Source organism: Gracilimonas sp. B-17 (assembly GCF_056857935.1).
Genome location: NZ_JBSXOA010000011.1, coordinates 685310 through 702697 on the forward strand (window position 1 = coordinate 685310; position 17388 = coordinate 702697).

At 43.0% G+C, this 17388-nt stretch carries 15 protein-coding genes; 11 read left to right on the forward strand and 4 right to left on the reverse strand.

All coding sequences use genetic code 11. From position 1 onward, the window contains the following. Positions 1-17: 17 nt before the first annotated feature. Complete coding sequence (locus tag AC13FX_RS07945; protein WP_482880013.1) at positions 18-719, forward strand: RsmE family RNA methyltransferase; 702 nt, start codon at positions 18-20, stop codon at positions 717-719. A gap of 52 nt (positions 720-771) precedes the next feature. Here the strand turns inward: AC13FX_RS07945 and AC13FX_RS07950 are convergent, their stop codons facing one another. Next, a complete protein-coding gene (locus tag AC13FX_RS07950) occupies positions 772-1323 on the reverse strand; it encodes a hypothetical protein (RefSeq protein WP_482880014.1) in 552 nt (183 codons plus the stop codon). Positions 1324-1524: 201 nt separating this feature from the next. Between AC13FX_RS07950 and AC13FX_RS07955 the strand changes: the two genes are divergently transcribed. Then, complete coding sequence (locus AC13FX_RS07955; protein ID WP_482880015.1) at positions 1525-3120, forward strand: Na/Pi cotransporter family protein; 1596 nt, start codon at positions 1525-1527, stop codon at positions 3118-3120. 16 nt (positions 3121-3136) lie between these two features. Here the strand turns inward: AC13FX_RS07955 and AC13FX_RS07960 are convergent, their stop codons facing one another. Next, entirely contained in the window at positions 3137-4291 is a 1155-nt protein-coding gene (locus AC13FX_RS07960; RefSeq protein WP_482880016.1) for a lycopene cyclase family protein, read from the reverse strand. 119 nt (positions 4292-4410) lie between these two features. Between AC13FX_RS07960 and AC13FX_RS07965 the strand changes: the two genes are divergently transcribed. Continuing rightward, on the forward strand, positions 4411-5454 hold the full coding sequence (locus AC13FX_RS07965; protein ID WP_482880017.1) for a threonine aldolase family protein: 1044 nt from the start codon (positions 4411-4413) through the stop codon (positions 5452-5454). An 86-nt stretch (positions 5455-5540) separates the two neighbouring features. Then, positions 5541-6014 carry a nuclear transport factor 2 family protein gene (locus AC13FX_RS07970; RefSeq protein WP_482880018.1) on the forward strand — a complete coding sequence of 158 codons (474 nt, stop codon included), beginning with the start codon at positions 5541-5543 and terminating at the stop codon, positions 6012-6014. A 33-nt stretch (positions 6015-6047) separates the two neighbouring features. On the opposite strand, the gene AC13FX_RS07975 is transcribed toward AC13FX_RS07970, so the two are convergent. Then, positions 6048-6953: a 3-methyladenine DNA glycosylase gene (locus tag AC13FX_RS07975; protein ID WP_482880019.1), complete on the reverse strand. Its 906-nt coding sequence runs from the start codon at positions 6951-6953 to the stop codon at positions 6048-6050. A gap of 96 nt (positions 6954-7049) precedes the next feature. Between AC13FX_RS07975 and AC13FX_RS07980 the strand changes: the two genes are divergently transcribed. Beyond that, positions 7050-7913 (forward strand): UbiA family prenyltransferase, encoded by an 864-nt coding sequence (locus tag AC13FX_RS07980; protein WP_482880020.1) that lies wholly within the window; start codon positions 7050-7052, stop codon positions 7911-7913. Here AC13FX_RS07980 and AC13FX_RS07985 read toward each other — a convergent pair. Beyond that, complete coding sequence (locus AC13FX_RS07985) at positions 7876-8313, reverse strand: response regulator (RefSeq protein WP_482880021.1); 438 nt, start codon at positions 8311-8313, stop codon at positions 7876-7878. The genes AC13FX_RS07980 and AC13FX_RS07985 overlap by 38 nt on opposite strands. A gap of 148 nt (positions 8314-8461) precedes the next feature. Between AC13FX_RS07985 and AC13FX_RS07990 the strand changes: the two genes are divergently transcribed. The 6 genes from AC13FX_RS07990 (at position 8462) to AC13FX_RS08015 (ending at position 17387) form a co-directional block, all read left to right on the forward strand. Then, positions 8462-9079, forward strand: a complete 618-nt coding sequence (locus tag AC13FX_RS07990; protein WP_482880022.1) for a thioredoxin family protein — start codon at positions 8462-8464, stop codon at positions 9077-9079. Positions 9080-9169: 90 nt separating this feature from the next. Further along, a complete protein-coding gene (locus AC13FX_RS07995; RefSeq protein WP_482880023.1) occupies positions 9170-10354 on the forward strand; it encodes an aspartate aminotransferase family protein in 1185 nt (394 codons plus the stop codon). 91 nt (positions 10355-10445) lie between these two features. After that, positions 10446-11807 carry an NAD-dependent succinate-semialdehyde dehydrogenase gene (locus tag AC13FX_RS08000; protein WP_482880024.1) on the forward strand — a complete coding sequence of 454 codons (1362 nt, stop codon included), beginning with the start codon at positions 10446-10448 and terminating at the stop codon, positions 11805-11807. A gap of 97 nt (positions 11808-11904) precedes the next feature. Continuing rightward, a complete protein-coding gene (locus AC13FX_RS08005; RefSeq protein WP_482880025.1) occupies positions 11905-13623 on the forward strand; it encodes an NAD+ synthase in 1719 nt (572 codons plus the stop codon). Between the two features lie 165 nt (positions 13624-13788). Next, a complete protein-coding gene (locus tag AC13FX_RS08010; RefSeq protein WP_482880026.1) occupies positions 13789-15735 on the forward strand; it encodes a LysM peptidoglycan-binding domain-containing protein in 1947 nt (648 codons plus the stop codon). A 5-nt stretch (positions 15736-15740) separates the two neighbouring features. Further along, positions 15741-17387, forward strand: coding sequence for a S41 family peptidase (locus AC13FX_RS08015; RefSeq protein WP_482880027.1), 1647 nt, complete (start codon positions 15741-15743; stop codon positions 17385-17387). The last annotated feature ends 1 nt before the right edge of the window (position 17388 follow it).

Here is a 17388-nt window from a genome sequence, read left to right on the forward strand (position 1 = left end):
TATGCGGAGATCAGATCATGGAAATTGAAAATCTTTTCTACACAGAACCCGCTTCCATCGTCAATGGTTTTTTAGAATTACAGGATCAAGAGGCAAAACATGCCGCAAAAGTCATGAGATCCAGGGTTGGTGATACACTATATGCATCTGATGGCCTGGGTAACATCTACGAGTCTGAAGTGACTGAGATCAATAAAACTAAGATCACCGGACGAATCACTGAAACCATTCATGAACCTCAGCCAGACATTAAAAAAGTGGTTGCATTTGGAGCGATCAAAAAGCGGGATCGTCTGGAATTTGCGGTTGAAAAAGCCGTTGAACTGGGGGCATGGGAGGTCTGTATCTTTCATGCGGATCATTCAGAGCGCTCCAGGATAAACAAAGAACGGATCCAAACGATCGCACTAAGTGCATTTAAGCAGAGTAAACGCTTTTGGTTGCCAAAGGTCGTATTTATTGACTCTCTCGATGAAGTATTGGACCATTACGAAGATCATAAACCGATCATGGCGTATATGCAGGCTGAAGCAGAAGAACCATCCGAATTGATCGAATCAAATAATCTATTTATGGTGGGGCCTGAAGGTGGTTTTTCGGAAAGAGAGGTACAAATAGCCAAAGACCGGAGATCACAATTGATCACTTTGGGGACCCACCGTTTGCGAGCTGAGACAGCCGTAATGGCGATCCTATCTCAATATCTGTTCACAAAATAGAAATGCCCGGCCAAACCGGGCATAAATTAGTTTACCATATCTTGATTTCTGATCAGGCTTCCTGTAGGTAGTTTTCAGGGTTCCAGCATTCCTGAGTATTAGTTTCAGCTTGTTCTGCCACTTCACTGATATCTAACTCATCTGCAACAACATGCGGTATGACCTCACTTGTCTGTGTGATGAGAGCTGCTATTTGGGTCAGACTTTCCTTAGTAAAATTAGCAAGGTTCTCATCTTCGGCCCCCAGGGCTGCTGTATGCAACATGGTATAACCGGTGGCAATCATACCGAGTGCCGTATAATCGTCACGAAGCATTTTAGAAACGGCATCGTTGCTCTGAGTATCAATAGCACCGGCGATCGCTCCGGTAAAGCTTGCTAAGGATTTCTTGATCGTACTTTTAGTTCCGTCATTGAGTAGGTCATCCCTCTCATTTAGTTGTTCCAACTGTTCACTAAGAGTCAGATCAATATTATGCAACAGGTCACTGGCTTTAGGATCACTGAGCTTTGAGGATGTTTGCTGCGTTTTGACAGCTTTATGAGTGTGTTTGATCAAAGTTAAAAGGTCAGTTGTATAAGTTTTAAGCGTCTCTTTTTGCATGACTTATTAGCCTTTATTTGAATTCATTAATTAAAATGGAAGAGAGAGGGATATCGTTTCGAAATTTGCGCGGAAATTATTCAGGTAAAACTTTCAGGCCGGGTCATTCTATTCGACTATTTACGAAGTGGATCAAATAGGGCTACCATTATTAATTAGCATTAGCTATGTTGAATCGGGCAGCCACAAAACATCAGCTTTATGATACTTACGTTGGTTGGAGGAATTGGTTTATTTTTACTGGGTATGACCCTGCTGACCGATGGATTAAAGAATCTGGCCGGTGATGCTTTACGGGTATTGCTCAGCCGGTTTGTAAAAGGTCCATTCACAGCCCTTGGCTCAGGAACCCTTATAACCTTTTTGGTTCAATCATCAAGTGCTACAACGCTGGCCACAATCGGTTTTGTCAGTGCCGGCCTAATTACCTTCCCACAAACTATAGGCGTATTGCTCGGGGCTAAACTTGGAACCACAAGTACCGGTTGGATCGTAGCAACTCTTGGACTCAGGTACAGTATTTCAGTCATTGCCTTGCCGGTAATTGGGGCCGGTGCCTTGATGAAACTGCTATCATCCGGTAAACTCGCTCATGCCGGTCTGGCCATAGCAGGTTTTGGTCTTATCTTCATGGGTATTGATACCCTGCAAATTGGAATGGAAGGGCTGAGGGATAGTATAGATTTTACAGCTATATCAGGAAATAGCTTTTCCGGTTTGGCCCTGCTTATTTTAATAGGAGTGATCATGACCGTGATTATGCAGTCATCAAGTGCCGCAGTGGCTACTACATTAACAGCTCTTTTTGCAGGTGCGATCGATCTTCCTCAGGCCGCCTCTCTTGTGATAGGGCAGAATTTTGGGACTTCCGTTACAGCCCTCATCGCAATAATTGGGGCATCAACAGCTGCTATAAGAACCGGGGTTATCTACGTCGTATTCGGTTTAGTGATAGCGATAATAGCCATAACGGTAATGCCCATTTTCCTGTGGTTCACTGATTATTTGAACGTTGTGGGTAACCCGGCTCAGATGGCTATTGCGGTTGCTGCTTTTCATACATCATTCAACTTTGTTGGCATTGTGATCATCATGCCTTTACGAATGTTCTTTACCAGTATGGTAATGAAATGGTTTCCCGAGGATAACAATCAGATGACCCATCGGCTCGACAGATCGGTTCAGCAAATACCATCTGTGGCCATTGAAACTGTAAATCTCAGTTTACAGGATTTGTTGAGTGGGTTATTGGAATATTTGTCAAAGGCTTTAGGGGAAAGTAATTTGTCTGTCGACCGCAATTTTTTGAATCAGGCAGAACTCGCTAAAATTGAGATAAGTCAGTTTCTGAACGAGATCAAGGTTGGAACTGATAATACCTCAGATTATAACCGATATGTAGCCACCTTACATGCTCTCGACCATAATGTTCGACTTATGGATGCTTGTAGAGATACTCATTTCATTAAGAATATCGCAAAAGATCCGGTCGCAACTCAAATGTCTGTAATTCTACAGCTGTCATTCGAAAGAACTCAAAAATGGATATCAGATCATGAGGAAACAGGAATGGCAGATCATTTAGCTGAAATTTCAGAAAAGCTGGCAGAAATGAGGAAAAAGCGAAGGGTTGAGATCCTGGAGCGGGCAGCTCTTTCCGGGGGATCTTCAATTCAGATCCTGGCTAACTTAGATACTATTCGCTGGTTGGATAAATTAGCATATCATCATTGGAGAGCGGTATATCACTTAATGGATAAGCGGGAATATGAGATCGATCCGCCATATCCGAATTAGACTACAACGAATTTGATCAAAGGTTATGCCATATGGCCTTAAAGAAGGGAATATATGGTACCGAGGACATGATCCTAAGATCCTGTTGAATAGTGGTGCTTTCTCCCAAAAATGCCAGTATTTCATCAAACTGATTGTTTCTGAACAGAGCCCTGAAAACCTTCAAGCTTTGTTCTGTGGAGTTCGATAAAATATGAAGTAAAAGAAGATCGTAGTAGCGGTACTTGAATTTTGAAGGTGAGGGTGGAGATGGGGGTAATCCATCAATTAGTTGCTGAGCCGCTTTTTGGGTGTAGTCTTGCACTTTGGTAAATGTATAACCGGTACTAGGTTTTGTTTGGCCTCCTACACTACCAAGATTTATGATATTTTGTTCATAATACGGATGATGGGGGCGGTCTTCCATCGGGATCACTCCATATTCCTTGCGTGTGATCTCATAATGGTCTTTATCTAACCCAAAATTATGGTAAAGATAATGCCGGATCTTTCGTTTATACACCTTCTTCTTTAAAAGCTCATCAGAGAAAACGGTGAACTCAAGTAATGCTTTTTGCTGGGTGTATGGCAGTACATACATAAAGCCGACACCGGGTGAAAATTCATCATCAAAATCCATGATCGTAAAAGTTTCCGGGTCGAATGTATTCTCAATCGATTTGATCTCCCACCCCAGAAAATGTTGTTTTAGAGGGTATTTGATATCCTCATCTTTTAGGTCTCTGGGTTTCAAAATACTTTGAAAAATATAATTGGCCAGATAGGTGTCACCATTTTTAGTGATCAATGAAGCTTTGCTCTTATTGGATGACAGATCCAGAATGTCCTCTTCCAGAAGCGTAAAGTTTTTAAGCTTCTTTATTTTTCTAAGTACATATTCCCTGAAATCACCACTGCGTATACAGTAGTACGAAAACGAATGCATGTATCTAAAAGTGCTATAGTCTAGTACAGATACCCAGCTTTTATTCCACTTCTTGTATATGATCTCCTTGAATGGGGGTTCTTTTTGGGTCCAGAAGCACCAGGTCTTGTCGTTGGTTGGAGCGAAGGTAGAGTCGACAATAAGAACCTCACCACTGTAACCTCCCTGGGCAAGGTACCAGGCAAGGCTTAACCCTGACAAACCACCGCCCGCTATAATGATGTCGTATTTCGCTTCTATGTTCAAGATCGGGTTATTCTGATTTTAAAATGCAATGGCTGAAAGTAAAGAGTTTTGCTTTTTTTATCGTTTCAGCGGTGAGCAATTTTTATTAAAACAATAGGTATTGATTATATTTCAACAATTTGAAAAAGCAAAATAAGAATATGATAGATCTGAGAAGCGATACCATTACACGACCAACTCCTGATATGCTTGATGCAATAATGAAAGCGGAGGTGGGGGATGATGTATTCGGTGAGGATGTGACAGTCAACGCATTTCAGGAAAAGGTAGCCCGCATGTTCGGTATGGAAGCGGGTTTATTCGTTCCGAGTGGTACTATGAGTAACCAGCTGGGTATCAAGATATTAACTGAGCCCGGTGACGAGATTCTGATCGATGAAAAGGGACATGTTTTCAATTATGAAACAGGGGCTGCATCCGCTTTGTCCGGCGTTCAGGTTCGTACTTTGCAGGGAAGACACGGAAAGCTGAATACCTCTCTTCTGGAACACACTAAAAGAGGTCATTTTGATTGGGAGCCCAGAACAAAGGTCATTTGTCTTGAAAACACTACTAATAAAGGGGGAGGAGTTTGCTATACCAAAGAAGAATTGAGCGAGATCAAAGCATTTGCTGATGAAGAAGATCTTCATATCCACCTGGATGGAGCCCGGATCTGGAATGCGATCACAGCTACTGAAATTGAGCCTGAATTCTTTGGGAAAATTGCGGATACCATTTCTGTTTGTTTTTCTAAAGGCTTGGGTGCTCCGGTTGGTTCCATGCTCCTGTCCTCTAAAGATCAAATTACCAAAGCCCGGCGTTATCGAAAAATGTGGGGGGGAGGTATGCGGCAGGTAGGCCTTCTGGCAGCTGCTGCAGATCATGCACTGGAAAATAACTGGGATAAACTGAAGGATGATCATCGAAGAGCAAAAGAAGTGGCTCAGGTCATTTTTGACAGTAAATACCTGGCTGTGGACCTAAATAGTCTGCAAACAAATATCCTTTTATTTGACACGGTCAAAGAACCTGCAGAAAAGGTTATTGAAAAGCTAAATACAAAAGGTATTCAAATGATCCCTTTTGGTCCCCAAACCATAAGAGCTACTTTCCACTTTGAAATTAGCGATGATGATGTGGTTGAGGTAAAAAAGGCTTTGGCTGAGATCGGAGAATCTTAAATGTTAAACACTTTGGGTGCCTAAAGTGTAACAAAAGTCACTGTCATCCGTGTCAATAGGGTCAATCATCACTATATCTGTACGATATGAAAAAATCAATTTTATCCTATTCATTATTGCTTCTCAGTGTGACACTGATGGCATTTAGTAGCATCAATTGGAATGAAAGTAATGCTGAAATAAAAGAAGTAGAGGAGATCCGGGAAGTTCTTCTGAAAGGATATGTACACGGAGCATTTAACGAGTTGGACCCCGATGCAATGGCGGAGACGTTTCATGAAGATTTTGCCATTTTCTCACCCAACGGCAACGAGATCAGCAGATACCCGATATCAAGGTGGGTAGAAAGTACCAGGCAGAGAAAGCAAAACCCGGATTTTGATCCTCAAAATAATAAATGGGAACCGAAATTTGTGAATATAAGCGTATCAGGTAACGCCGCTACAGTAACCTTAGAGTTGCATCATCAGGATAAGCATGTTTATACAGACTACCTGTCTTTGTTGAAGTTTGACGATGGTTGGAAAGTGGTAGCCAAAGTGTACCATCAACATTCTTAGGAAAGAGAAAAGGCGGATAGTTAATAAATAAAATTAGCTTCCAACCCGGTGAAGGATCTTTTCCATATGGTCAATGATCTTTTCCCGGATAGGTAGTCCTTTCTCAAAGATCATTTCTTGTTTCTGTTTATATATTTTTCGCCCTGATTCAGTCTCAATTTTGATCGGTTCGAGTCCCTGTTCCTTAAGGTCATAGGGACTCGCTTGCATATCGATATGCCGGGCTTCAACGGCGAGTTCAAAGGCTCGCAGAATCAGAGTGCTTGGGATCCATGGGTGCATTTTAAAAGCCCATTTATAAAGATCCATGTTAGAATGAATGCAACCCGGTTGTTCCGTTTCGTGAAATGTCTCGCGGGAAAGCTCAAATTTATTCATGGGCCTTGCCGGTTTGGTGAAGAAACGGTAGGCATCAAAATGAGTGCAAAGCAGTGGACGTGATTCTACGAACTCTGCCAGCTCATCCGGCTCCATACGCATCGGTAGCTGATTGTGACGGGGATTGTCTGACTTATATACCATAGCCCATTCATGCATTCCAAAGCACCCAAAAGAAGGACGACTTTGCTGTGTATTTCTCAACATCTTTAGCATCCATTTTACCGATGAAATGCGTTTATCGGGGAAATGTTTTAGGTCTACAAAGGCAATTTGAGTCTCTTCAGATGCGGAGATCTCTGAAATTTCCGGCAGATCATTGAATTCAGAAAAGCAAAGGTTTACCCCGATACCGGGTGACCATTTCCTCAGATTTGAAGGCCGAAAAGCGTAATATTCAAACAAGAAATCCATGACAGGATTTTTTTCCTGTCTTGAGCGGGCTTCCAAATAATCATCCAGAAGTTCGTCTACCCGGTTTTCGTGCATGGTTTTTTCAGCCTTCCACGTATTTTCAGGTATGGGTTCCGTATTTTTTATGGTTGTCGTCTCAGTTAGCATATTTCAAAGATACGGAATGAAAACCGTTGATTTAAAGATTAGATTCAAACAAAAAGTACAAGAGGAAATATAAATGCAACATTATAGGTTATGCCAATGCTGAGTCAGATATTGAATTTCTTCATACATCTCCGGCTACATTACCAGATATTGATACTTTCCGGTGGCTATCTGATAGCCGCACTGATCGTGGAGGATGTAAATTGGTCACAGTTTTGTTTACAGTTTATAAATGTTCATGTGTTGTTATTTGGAGGGGCCACCGCGTATAATTCATGGCATGACAAGGATGAGGGGCCTATCGGGGGGCTTAAATCGCCTCCAAAGATGCAGCGATGGATGTGGCCTTTGTCTACAGTAATACAGTTTCTTGGTTTGATATGGGCGATCACTGTGAACTGGAATTTTGTGGCCATATACGCTGTCAGTATGTTGTTTTTTTGGCTGTATTCATCCCCATTGACACGCTGGAAAGGGAAACCGATACTGAGCTTGATCGCGATCGGAATCAGTACCGGTATGAACTCATTTTTCATGGGTTACCTGGCAGCAGGAGGCTATCCGATCACATGGTTTGAGGATTTTACAGCTTTAGGTGTTGCTTGCCTGGTATTGAGTCTTTATCCGGTATCCCAGGTGTTTCAAACAGATGAAGATCTAAAACGTGGAGACGAGACCTTTGCTGTAAAGTTCGGTTTGAAAGGAGTTAAGTGGTTATTTGCCAGCCTTTTTCCCATGGGAACGGTTATTCTAACTATTTCACTCGTTTTCAGCAGAGGTTTGACGGGTTTTATCTTCGGCGGTATCGGCATGCTGGCTTACCTGATCATTCTGTACCCGGTGTGGCAATTACAGGGTAAGAAAAGTGAATACCCAATGGTGATGCGGGTCAAGTTTCTGGCATCACTCTCTTTTGTGGCATTTATACTGACATGGATTGCCAGTATCCTTCTTCTTTGAGCTGGGATTCAGCTTCAGCCAACAAGGCCCCAAAACTAAGATCCGGGTGCACAATATCATTCAGCAAAGTAATGGTAACGGGTTTTTTAAGAAGTGAGATATTGTCTTTCACATCAAGCTTAAATTTACCGGAATTATTTGTACCCAGTCTATTGATCAGGGTAATCTTTGTCCTTGATATCTGTTTCATATGCATAATGAAAGAGTCAGAAAAGGACGTTTCAAATTCAAGATCCAGAAATGCGTGTGTTGGCTGTCGTTCTGCAGTAATTGCAAGTGTCTCTTCCAGGGATGCAGCATAGTATATGACCTCGATACCCAGGTCAGAAAGCATTTGTGCAATTTCATGCTGGGTGATCACATCCTGACTCATCACTAAACAAGATTTTAACCTTTTCATAAAGCTCCTGATCTACTTATAGCTAATCATTTTGTTCGAATAGTCATTATTGGAATGATCTGATAAACAGATCGGTGTTATTTATACAATCAATAACTATTCAAAAGAGGTTTTTTTAACTTACTGACTGATTAAAAGAGGTCTATAAATGCAGGATGTTACAAAAACACTGATTTCTGATAAAATATTGAACACCGCTTATACTTATGAGGAGTTCAATGAACAGATAAAAGAATTGTACGATCAGGATCGAACAACCAACGAAGATAACCGCCAGAATATGCTGGATTATACAAAAATGTATATGCAGCGGTCTGACCGATGGGATAGGCGTGGAAAGCTAACCAATGAGCTGAAAAATAAACTGAAACAAGTTGAAAGAGAGATGACCTGGCTGGTGATCAATGAAGGCTGGTGTGGAGACGGTGCACAAACTCTTCCTTTCATTAATAAGATGGCTGAGGAAAGTGATAAAATTGAGCTGAAGGTCATTTTAAGGGATCAGAACCTTGATGTGATGGATCAATTTCTAACGAACGGTGCACGTTCAGTTCCTAAACTGATCGCGATCGACAAACAAACCGGCGGAGTATTAGGCACTTGGGGGCCACGGCCTTTTGAGGCTAATGAATTGTATTGGAAGGGTAAGAATGATCCTGATACCCCAAATAAAATAGCCGTTCAAAACCTTCACCTATGGTACGCCAAAGATAGAGGGAAGGCTATTCAACGAGAATTCCTTAAACTACTGGAAGAATGGAAATGATGGACTTGAATTGTAAAGATCCGCATTCTGAGGTTTAACCATTATATATCAGTCACTCTTTTACAAATCTATAGAATAAAGGCCTGAAACGTGCTAAATAAATTTCTAAGACATATAGCCCAGACAAGTGACGCCCCGTTGGGACTTGAAGTCAGTCATGCAGAAGGCCCATTCATTTACACGACTGACGGCCGGCGGTTTACCGATTTCATATCAGGTATAGCGGTGAGCAGTTTAGGTCACAGGCATCCTAAAGTTGTACAGGCCATTCATGAACAGGTTGATAAACATTTACATGTGATGGTGTATGGAGAGTTCGTGCAAAAGCCACAGGTGGATTTTGCTGAACTTTTGATATCTAATCTTCCAAAAAAACTGGAGCAGATATATTTGGTCAATTCAGGCACTGAAGCCACTGAAGGGGCCTTGAAACTTGCCAAGAAGTATACCGGAAGAACCAAACTGATCGGGTTCACGAACAGTTACCATGGTGATACGCATGGGTCCTTAAGTGTCACAGGCAGGGACGTCTATCGCGATCCGTATTTGCCCTTGCTACCGGATGTACACTTTTTGGATTTCAATTCGTTTGAAAATCTATCCCTGATTGATGAAGAGACAGCTGCTGTGATCATGGAACCGATTCAGGGGGAAGGTGGCATAATTCCCGCCCAAAGTAAGTGGCTCCGGGAGATAAGAAATAGATGTGATGAAGTTGGTGCCTTGCTGATCTTTGATGAGATCCAAAGTGGATTTGGTCGTACAGGTAAGCTTTTTGCTTTTCAGGATCTTGAAGTAGTTCCCGATATATTATGTATTGCCAAAGCCATGGGAGGAGGCATGCCCATCGGTGGCTTTGTATCCTCAAAAGAGATATTTCAGAGCTTCAAATATGATCCGCCTTTGAATCATGTAACAACATTTGGTGGACATCCGGTTTCTTCGGCTGCTGCCTATGCTAACCTGAAAGAATTACTGAACGGTAATTACCTTGATCGGGCCCTGGAGATAGAACAAAAGGTCAAGAATACCTTAAAGGGTAATGGTATAACTGAAGTTCGTGGCAGAGGGGCTATGCTTGGGCTACAACTTGAAAGCTGGGAACTCACCCGAAAGGTAGTTGAGGAATGTTTTGAAAAAGGGATATTACTTGGTTGGACACTACACTCAAATACCCTGGTTCGATTGGCCCCTCCTCTGATTATTGAAGAAGTTCTACTTGATGAAGTATTGGATAACATTATGAAAGCGGTTAATAAGCATGCTAAATCATAGAAAAGTAGAGATTTCTTAGCATCAAACACATGGAATTCCTACCATCTGTGAACCGTTTGAGAGATAAATAAATGATAAGAAGAGGCAGACCATGAATACAATAAATCCCGCCACCGGAGAGATCCTTAAGGAGTACAAGGAAATGGATATGGAAGAGATCGGATCCATAATCCGAGATGCGGAAAAAGAACAAAGGGAATGGAGACAGAAGAGTTTCAATGTGAGAGCCGGTTACCTCCGAAAAATTGCCAATATACTTGATGAAAGAAAGCATGAACTGGCGGAGTTAATGGCTAAAGAAATGGGTAAACCTTTAGGCCAGGGGGTAGGAGAAGCTGAAAAATGTGCCTGGGTGTGTGAGTATTATGCAGACAATGCAGAGGCCTTTCTTGAAAATGATCCTATCGAAACGGATGCTTCCAAAAGCTATGTCACGTTCAACCCATTAGGAGTTGTATTAGCCATTATGCCATGGAATTTTCCCTTTTGGCAGTTGTTTCGGTTTGCAGCTCCTGCACTCATGGCGGGTAATGGTGCCCTCTTAAAACATTCCGAAAATACTACCGGATGTGCCCTGGAGATAGAAAAGATCATTCATGATGCCGGGATCCCAAAAGACCTTTTCAGAACGATAATCCGTGACAAAACCGGAATGAAAGAAGTTATTCAACATCCGGGAATTGCAGCAGTGACACTAACCGGAAGCACCAGAGCGGGGAAAGCGGTAGCGGCTCAAGCCGGTGAAACACTCAAGAAAACGGTACTTGAGTTGGGTGGCAGTGATCCCTATATCATTCTTGAAGATGCTGATATCAAAAAGGCCGCTGAAACCTGTGCAACCTCTCGACTCATCAATAGCGGACAAAGCTGTATAGCAGCTAAAAGATTCGTGGTCACCGCAAGTGTCTATGACGAGTTCGTGGAGGAATTCACAAAGATAATGAGATCCAAAAAAGTTGGGGATCCGTTTGATGAGGATACTGATATAGGACCTCAGGCACGTCAGGATCTTCGTGATGAATTGCATGATCAGGTACTGAAAAGTGTAGAAAATGGAGCTGAGATCACTTTAGGAGGTCTAAAACCTGAAGGTGCCGGAGCATATTACCCCGTCACAATTCTTGAGAATGTGAGCTCCGGTATGCCGGCATTTGATGAAGAATTATTTGGCCCGGTAGCTGCCATTATTAAGGTTAACGGTGAGAAGGAGGCCATCGAAGTTGCCAATAGCACGAAGTTCGGTTTAGGGGCAGCTGTATTTTCCCGGGATGAAAGCAAGGCAGAACAGATCGCAGCAACCAAACTTGAAGCGGGTTGTTGTTTCGTCAATGAGTTTGTTAAATCTGACCCCAGGCTTCCATTTGGAGGAATTAAAGAATCAGGCTACGGACGAGAGCTCAGCCTTTATGGAATAAGAGAATTTGTGAATGCCAAAACCGTATACATCCGGTAAGGGATGGCAATAAGCTAATTGTGCGAGATCCTATTGGCTAACTCTCAACTCTCACTATATCTCCTTATCTTATATGCTTAATAAATTTTAGAAGACCGTGCGAATAAGACTTGAACAAATAAATCCGATTATCGGTGATCTGAGTGGAAACAAGGATCGCATTCTAAGAAGCATAGAAAACGCCGAAGATGATGGAATTGAACTGCTTTTATTACCTGAGTTAGTCACATGTGGGTACCCACCAATGGACCTGCTTGAACGACAGATATTCCGAGACCTTATCTATCAGGTGAATCGTGAGATCATTGAAGCAACGGGTAGAACGGCTGTGGTATTTGGATCTGTAACCGAGAATCCCATCAAGATGGGCAGGGGTATTTATAATTCAGCGATCGTTGCTCAAAATGGTGAAGAGATCGACCGGGTACACAAAGCCCTGCTTCCTACCTATGATGTGTTTGATGACCTCAGGTACTTTGAGCCCGGAACTGAATTTCACACCGTTGGGATAAACGGGGTAAAAATGGGCATCACAATTTGTGAAGACATTTGGTACAACGACAATGATATTCAATATCACACCTATGATGTGAATCCGGCTGAGATACTTGCGGAAAAGGGAGCTGAGGTTATTATTAATATTTCAGCTTCCCCTTTCAACAAGAACAAACCGGTTACCCGAAAAAATATGCTTCAGAAGCATGCATTGAAACTTGAGCTACCCCTGTTGTATGTAAATCTGGTAGGGGCACAAACTGAACTGGTTTTTGATGGTGATTCTCTGGCCTTTGACGGGGCGGGTACTCTTATTGCTCGTTCACGGCGTTTTGTGGAGGATATTGTAGATGTGGAACTGGATCCCGTTAAAAATTCAATTACTGCGATCACGGACGTTTCGGAAAACCTTAAAAACCCGTTCATGGAAAGAGCTGTTTTTGAAGGGTTGGTTACCGGAGTAAAAGATTACCTGTCTAAATCAAAAGCTGCTGATAAGGTAATTCTGGGACTGAGTGGTGGGATCGATTCTGCTTTGACAGCTGTAATTGCAAAGGAGGCCCTGGGTGCTGACAATGTAATTGCAGTGACCATGCCCTCTGAATTCTCGACGGAAGGCAGTATCAGTGATTCGGAGATCCTGGCAGGTAACCTTGGGATCGAGATGCTTGAGATCCCTATTGAGGATCTATACGGAGCATTTACTAATGCACTGGAGACATACTTTGAGGGAACGGAATTCGGTGTTGCTGAAGAAAATCTTCAAAGCCGGTCGAGAGGGGTGATCCTGATGGCTTTGGCTAACAAATTCGGTTATATGCTCTTGAATACCGGAAACAAATCAGAAATGGCTGTGGGTTATTGTACACTTTACGGCGATATGGCCGGTGGACTTTCAGTGATCTCTGACCTGTACAAGACAGAAGTTTATAACATCAGCAGGTGGTTGAATGAAGAATACTATAAGGATGAGATCATTCCTGAAAGTATTATCAACAAGCCTCCAAGTGCTGAATTAAGGCCGGACCAAAAAGATTCAGATTCTTTACCTGATTATGGAACTTTAGATAGTATTCTCAGATATTACATCGAACAGCAATGTTCAAGAGAGGAGATCATTCAAGCCGGTTTCGACGGCGAACTGGTGGATAAAGTGATCAGATTGGTGGATCTCAATGAACACAAGAGATTCCAGGCACCTCCCGGATTAAAAATGTCGGTCAAGGCATTTGGCACGGGACGCAGATGGCCTTTGGTTCAGCAATGGACCGGGCAGGAAAAGAAACTCACTGCCGATCGTAAGATATCGGTCAACAGGTAATTATTTAGGCATGTTGCCGTTTTTCGTCTTGTGAGTATTTTTCCCAATTCAGTTCATTTATTAGTACTTTAAAGCGCAATTTAAAAATCTACACTCATCTACATGCAAAATTTGTCACTAAAACCCTTACTCGTACTACTCGTGTGTGCTTTTCTGTCTTCGGGCTTGAAAGCGCAGCAGGACTCAACCATCACCATAGATATTGATGATATGCCATTAAGGCTGCTGGATTATCAAAATCCAATGCAGGGCTTAGGGGCTGAAGAGGGTATTAAGAAACAGCCGGCCATGCAGGAACTGGATGGTTTTCAAAAGGATGTAATGAGCCGCATTGCTGACATCTATAGGATCCATGTAAAAGCCCTGGAGGCACAAGTTGAGAACGACCCACTGGAGGCTGAAAATCAGATCAATAATGCCCTGAGCTCTACTCAGAACTTATTAGACGAATATCCTGAGATCAGTGGAGACAGAAGATTCAATGAACTCTATAGGTCAGTTATTTCCGAGTATCGTGAATTCTACGGTATCAATGAGACTGGGAACGAGGCAGAAGGTGAGATATTTACAGTACAACAAGAGTTATTTTCTGAAGATGACAGCTGGATGGTTGATAACTATGACTTTCCTGACGATCTGAATTTTAATAAGACAGACGTCCCACTTATTCAAAATGATAAGGTCAACCGCCATCTGGTGTATTATACATTGCGTCGCCCTGAAGTGATGGAAACATGGCTAACCCGGGCGGTTAAATATCAGCCTATGATGCGGAAAATATTCAGGGAAGAGGGTGCTCCTGAGGAACTGACCTATCTGGCTTTTATTGAAAGTGGATTAAATCCTAATGCCAGAAGCTGGGCTGCAGCAGTTGGAATGTGGCAGTTTATTCGGGCCACGGGATCTGTTTATGGCCTTGAAGTTAACTGGTGGGTTGATGAACGCCGTGACCCTGAGAAGGCGACACGTGCCGCTGCTCGTCACCTGAAAGACCTTTACAATATATGGGGAGACTGGCATTTAGCAATGGCTAATTACAATATTAGTCCGCGTGGATTGAAGCGTGCCATCCGCAGAGCAGGCGGTGTTGAAGACTATTGGGCTGCCTATCCATACCTGCCAAGGGAAACCCGTGGGTATGTGCCCGGTTTCATTGCCACAACTATGATCGGAATGAATCCGGAAGAGTTCGGTTTCCAGAAATCATATCCCGGTGAGGCATATTCTTATGAAGTGGTTGAGGTTGACGGCTTGATGGAGCTAACAGACCTGGCCAATGCAGCCGGAATAACGGTTGAAGAATTGAAGGACTATAATCCCGAATTGTTGCGTTGGGCTACACCTCCGGGTAACAAATACCCATTGAAATTGCCAGCAAATGTCAATAAGCAGGAATTTTTAGCGGCTTATAATGAGATCCCTAAAGAGAATCGCAGTCAGAATATTACCATGCATACCGTTCGTCGCGGTGAATCGTTGGGAATCATTGCAAGAAAATACGGAACCACTGTAGCCGGTCTTTACGGTTCGAATGAAAACTTGTCCAGCACCATTTATCCGGGACAAAAGATCGTTGTGCCATTACCGAGAGGCAGCGCTTCTCAGATCTCAGCTAACCAGCCCACAAATCAACAGCGTAGTGTTAATACAAGCCGAAGTACATCCAGAACGACATCGGCACCGGCCAATACAACTCCGGTTACCTACAAAGTTAAAACAGGTGATACGGTAGGGCATATAGCTGAATGGTTTGATGTGCGTGCATGGAATGTAAGAAGCTGGAATGGTATCGGGAATACGATTCGGGTGGGCCAAAGCCTTACTGTCCATGTTCCAAATAGCAGATTAGCTCATTATTCAAAAGTTGATGATATGAGTTATGCTGAGAAACAGGAGATCGAAAGAAAACAACGCAGGGGCGAAAACATCTTTATTGCTTCCGCTTCTACAGGAAACGATGGAAACTATACAACCTATACAGTACGCCGAAATGATACGCTAAGCGAGATTGCTGAAAGCTTTGGCGTAGGACTTAGCGAACTTAGGAGATTGAATAATATTTCAGGTAACCGCATTTATGTAGGGCAGACCCTTAGGATCTCAGCCAACTAAACTTTATGGCTTTAAACAAGACCAAATCACGATTTTTTATTACCGGGATAGTTATCGCTATTGCATCTGCCGGGATCCTGGCACAGCAAACCGATATCTATTTCCTGATAAAAAAGAACTTCAGCATTTTCAGTAAAGCTTATGAGAATGTAGCGCTGGAGTATGTGGATGAGGTGGATCCGGAGATATTGATGCGAAACGGTATCGATGCCATGCTGGAGACCCTGGACCCGTATACCGTTATGTTCAATGAATCTCAGAATGAACAATCTGAGATCATGTCTCGCGGAAATTATGCAGGTATTGGAATAGAGGCCGGTTACCGGGATGGAGAAGTGGTTGTGGTTGCACCGGTTGAGGGTGGGCCGGCTGATAAAGTTGGAATACGTGCAGGTGATGTCATTGTTGCTGTAGATGGGGTATCCACTGAGGGTTTACAACCTGAGGAGGTCAATACTCTGACAAGCGGTGAGGTCGGTTCGGATGTTACCCTAAGCATCAGAAGGTTTGGCCTGGAACAAACCCTTGATTTTACTGTTACCCGTGAACGGATCGATGTTTCCAATATCTCGTATGCCGGATTGATCGGTGAAAGTGAAAACGCAGGATACATTCGTTTAAGTCAGTTTGGCACTAATTCAGCTGAAGAGATCCGAATGGCTATCGAAGATCTGTCAGGGCAAAAAGACTTAAGTGGGCTTGTACTTGATCTGCGAGATAACCCCGGTGGAATACTTCAGGAAGCGGTATCCATTATCGATAAATTTGTTGAACCGGGTTTAACCGTGGTTGATATAAGGGGACGGGTATCTGAGTATAATCAAACATTCACTACCGAAGAACCGGTGATGTTTGATAAGCCTGTTGTGGTACTAATGAACGGAGGAAGTGCCAGTGCTTCCGAAGTGGTGGCCGGCGCTCTGCAGGATCTGGACAGAGCTGTTATATTAGGAGAACAAAGTTTTGGAAAGGGATTGGTACAGGTGGTCAAACCATTGCCTTATAATACTTCTCTGAAGATCACCATCTCCAGGTACTACATCCCCAGTGGAAGAAGTATTCAGGCCGTACAATACACCCATCAGGGACGAAATGCTGTTGTGATGAATGCCGACAGCAGCAGACGCGAGTTCAGAACCAGAAACGGACGGGTAGTATTTGAGGGGCGTGGCATAGAGCCTGACCTGGAAACAGCTGATGAGAAACCGGGTATATTGGAAGTGACTCTTCTTCAAACGGCATCCTATTTTGATTTTGCCACTGAATATGAAGCGCAAAATCAAAGTTTTGGATACGATGTACTGCCTGAGTCTGTGTTTGAGGATTTCAAAGCATTTCTGCAGGAACGAGATTTTAAGTTTACAACAGATTCTGAAAAACTACTTGAACGGCTGACAGAGCAACTGAGCGATGTTGAAAATACGCAGTCGCAACTGGCACAACTAAAGAATGCCATCGAAAAAGAGAAAGAGCTAATGTTTGACGTTGCCGCTGATGATATTAAAGGTCAGTTGTATCTTGAGATCCTATCACGATATGAAGGACAGTCAGGCAAGGTAAGAGCCGGGCTTGATACAGATCCGGAAGTTATGGAAGCTCTGAATATCATAGATGATCGAACCCGGTATACAAACATACTTTCCGGGGAATAAC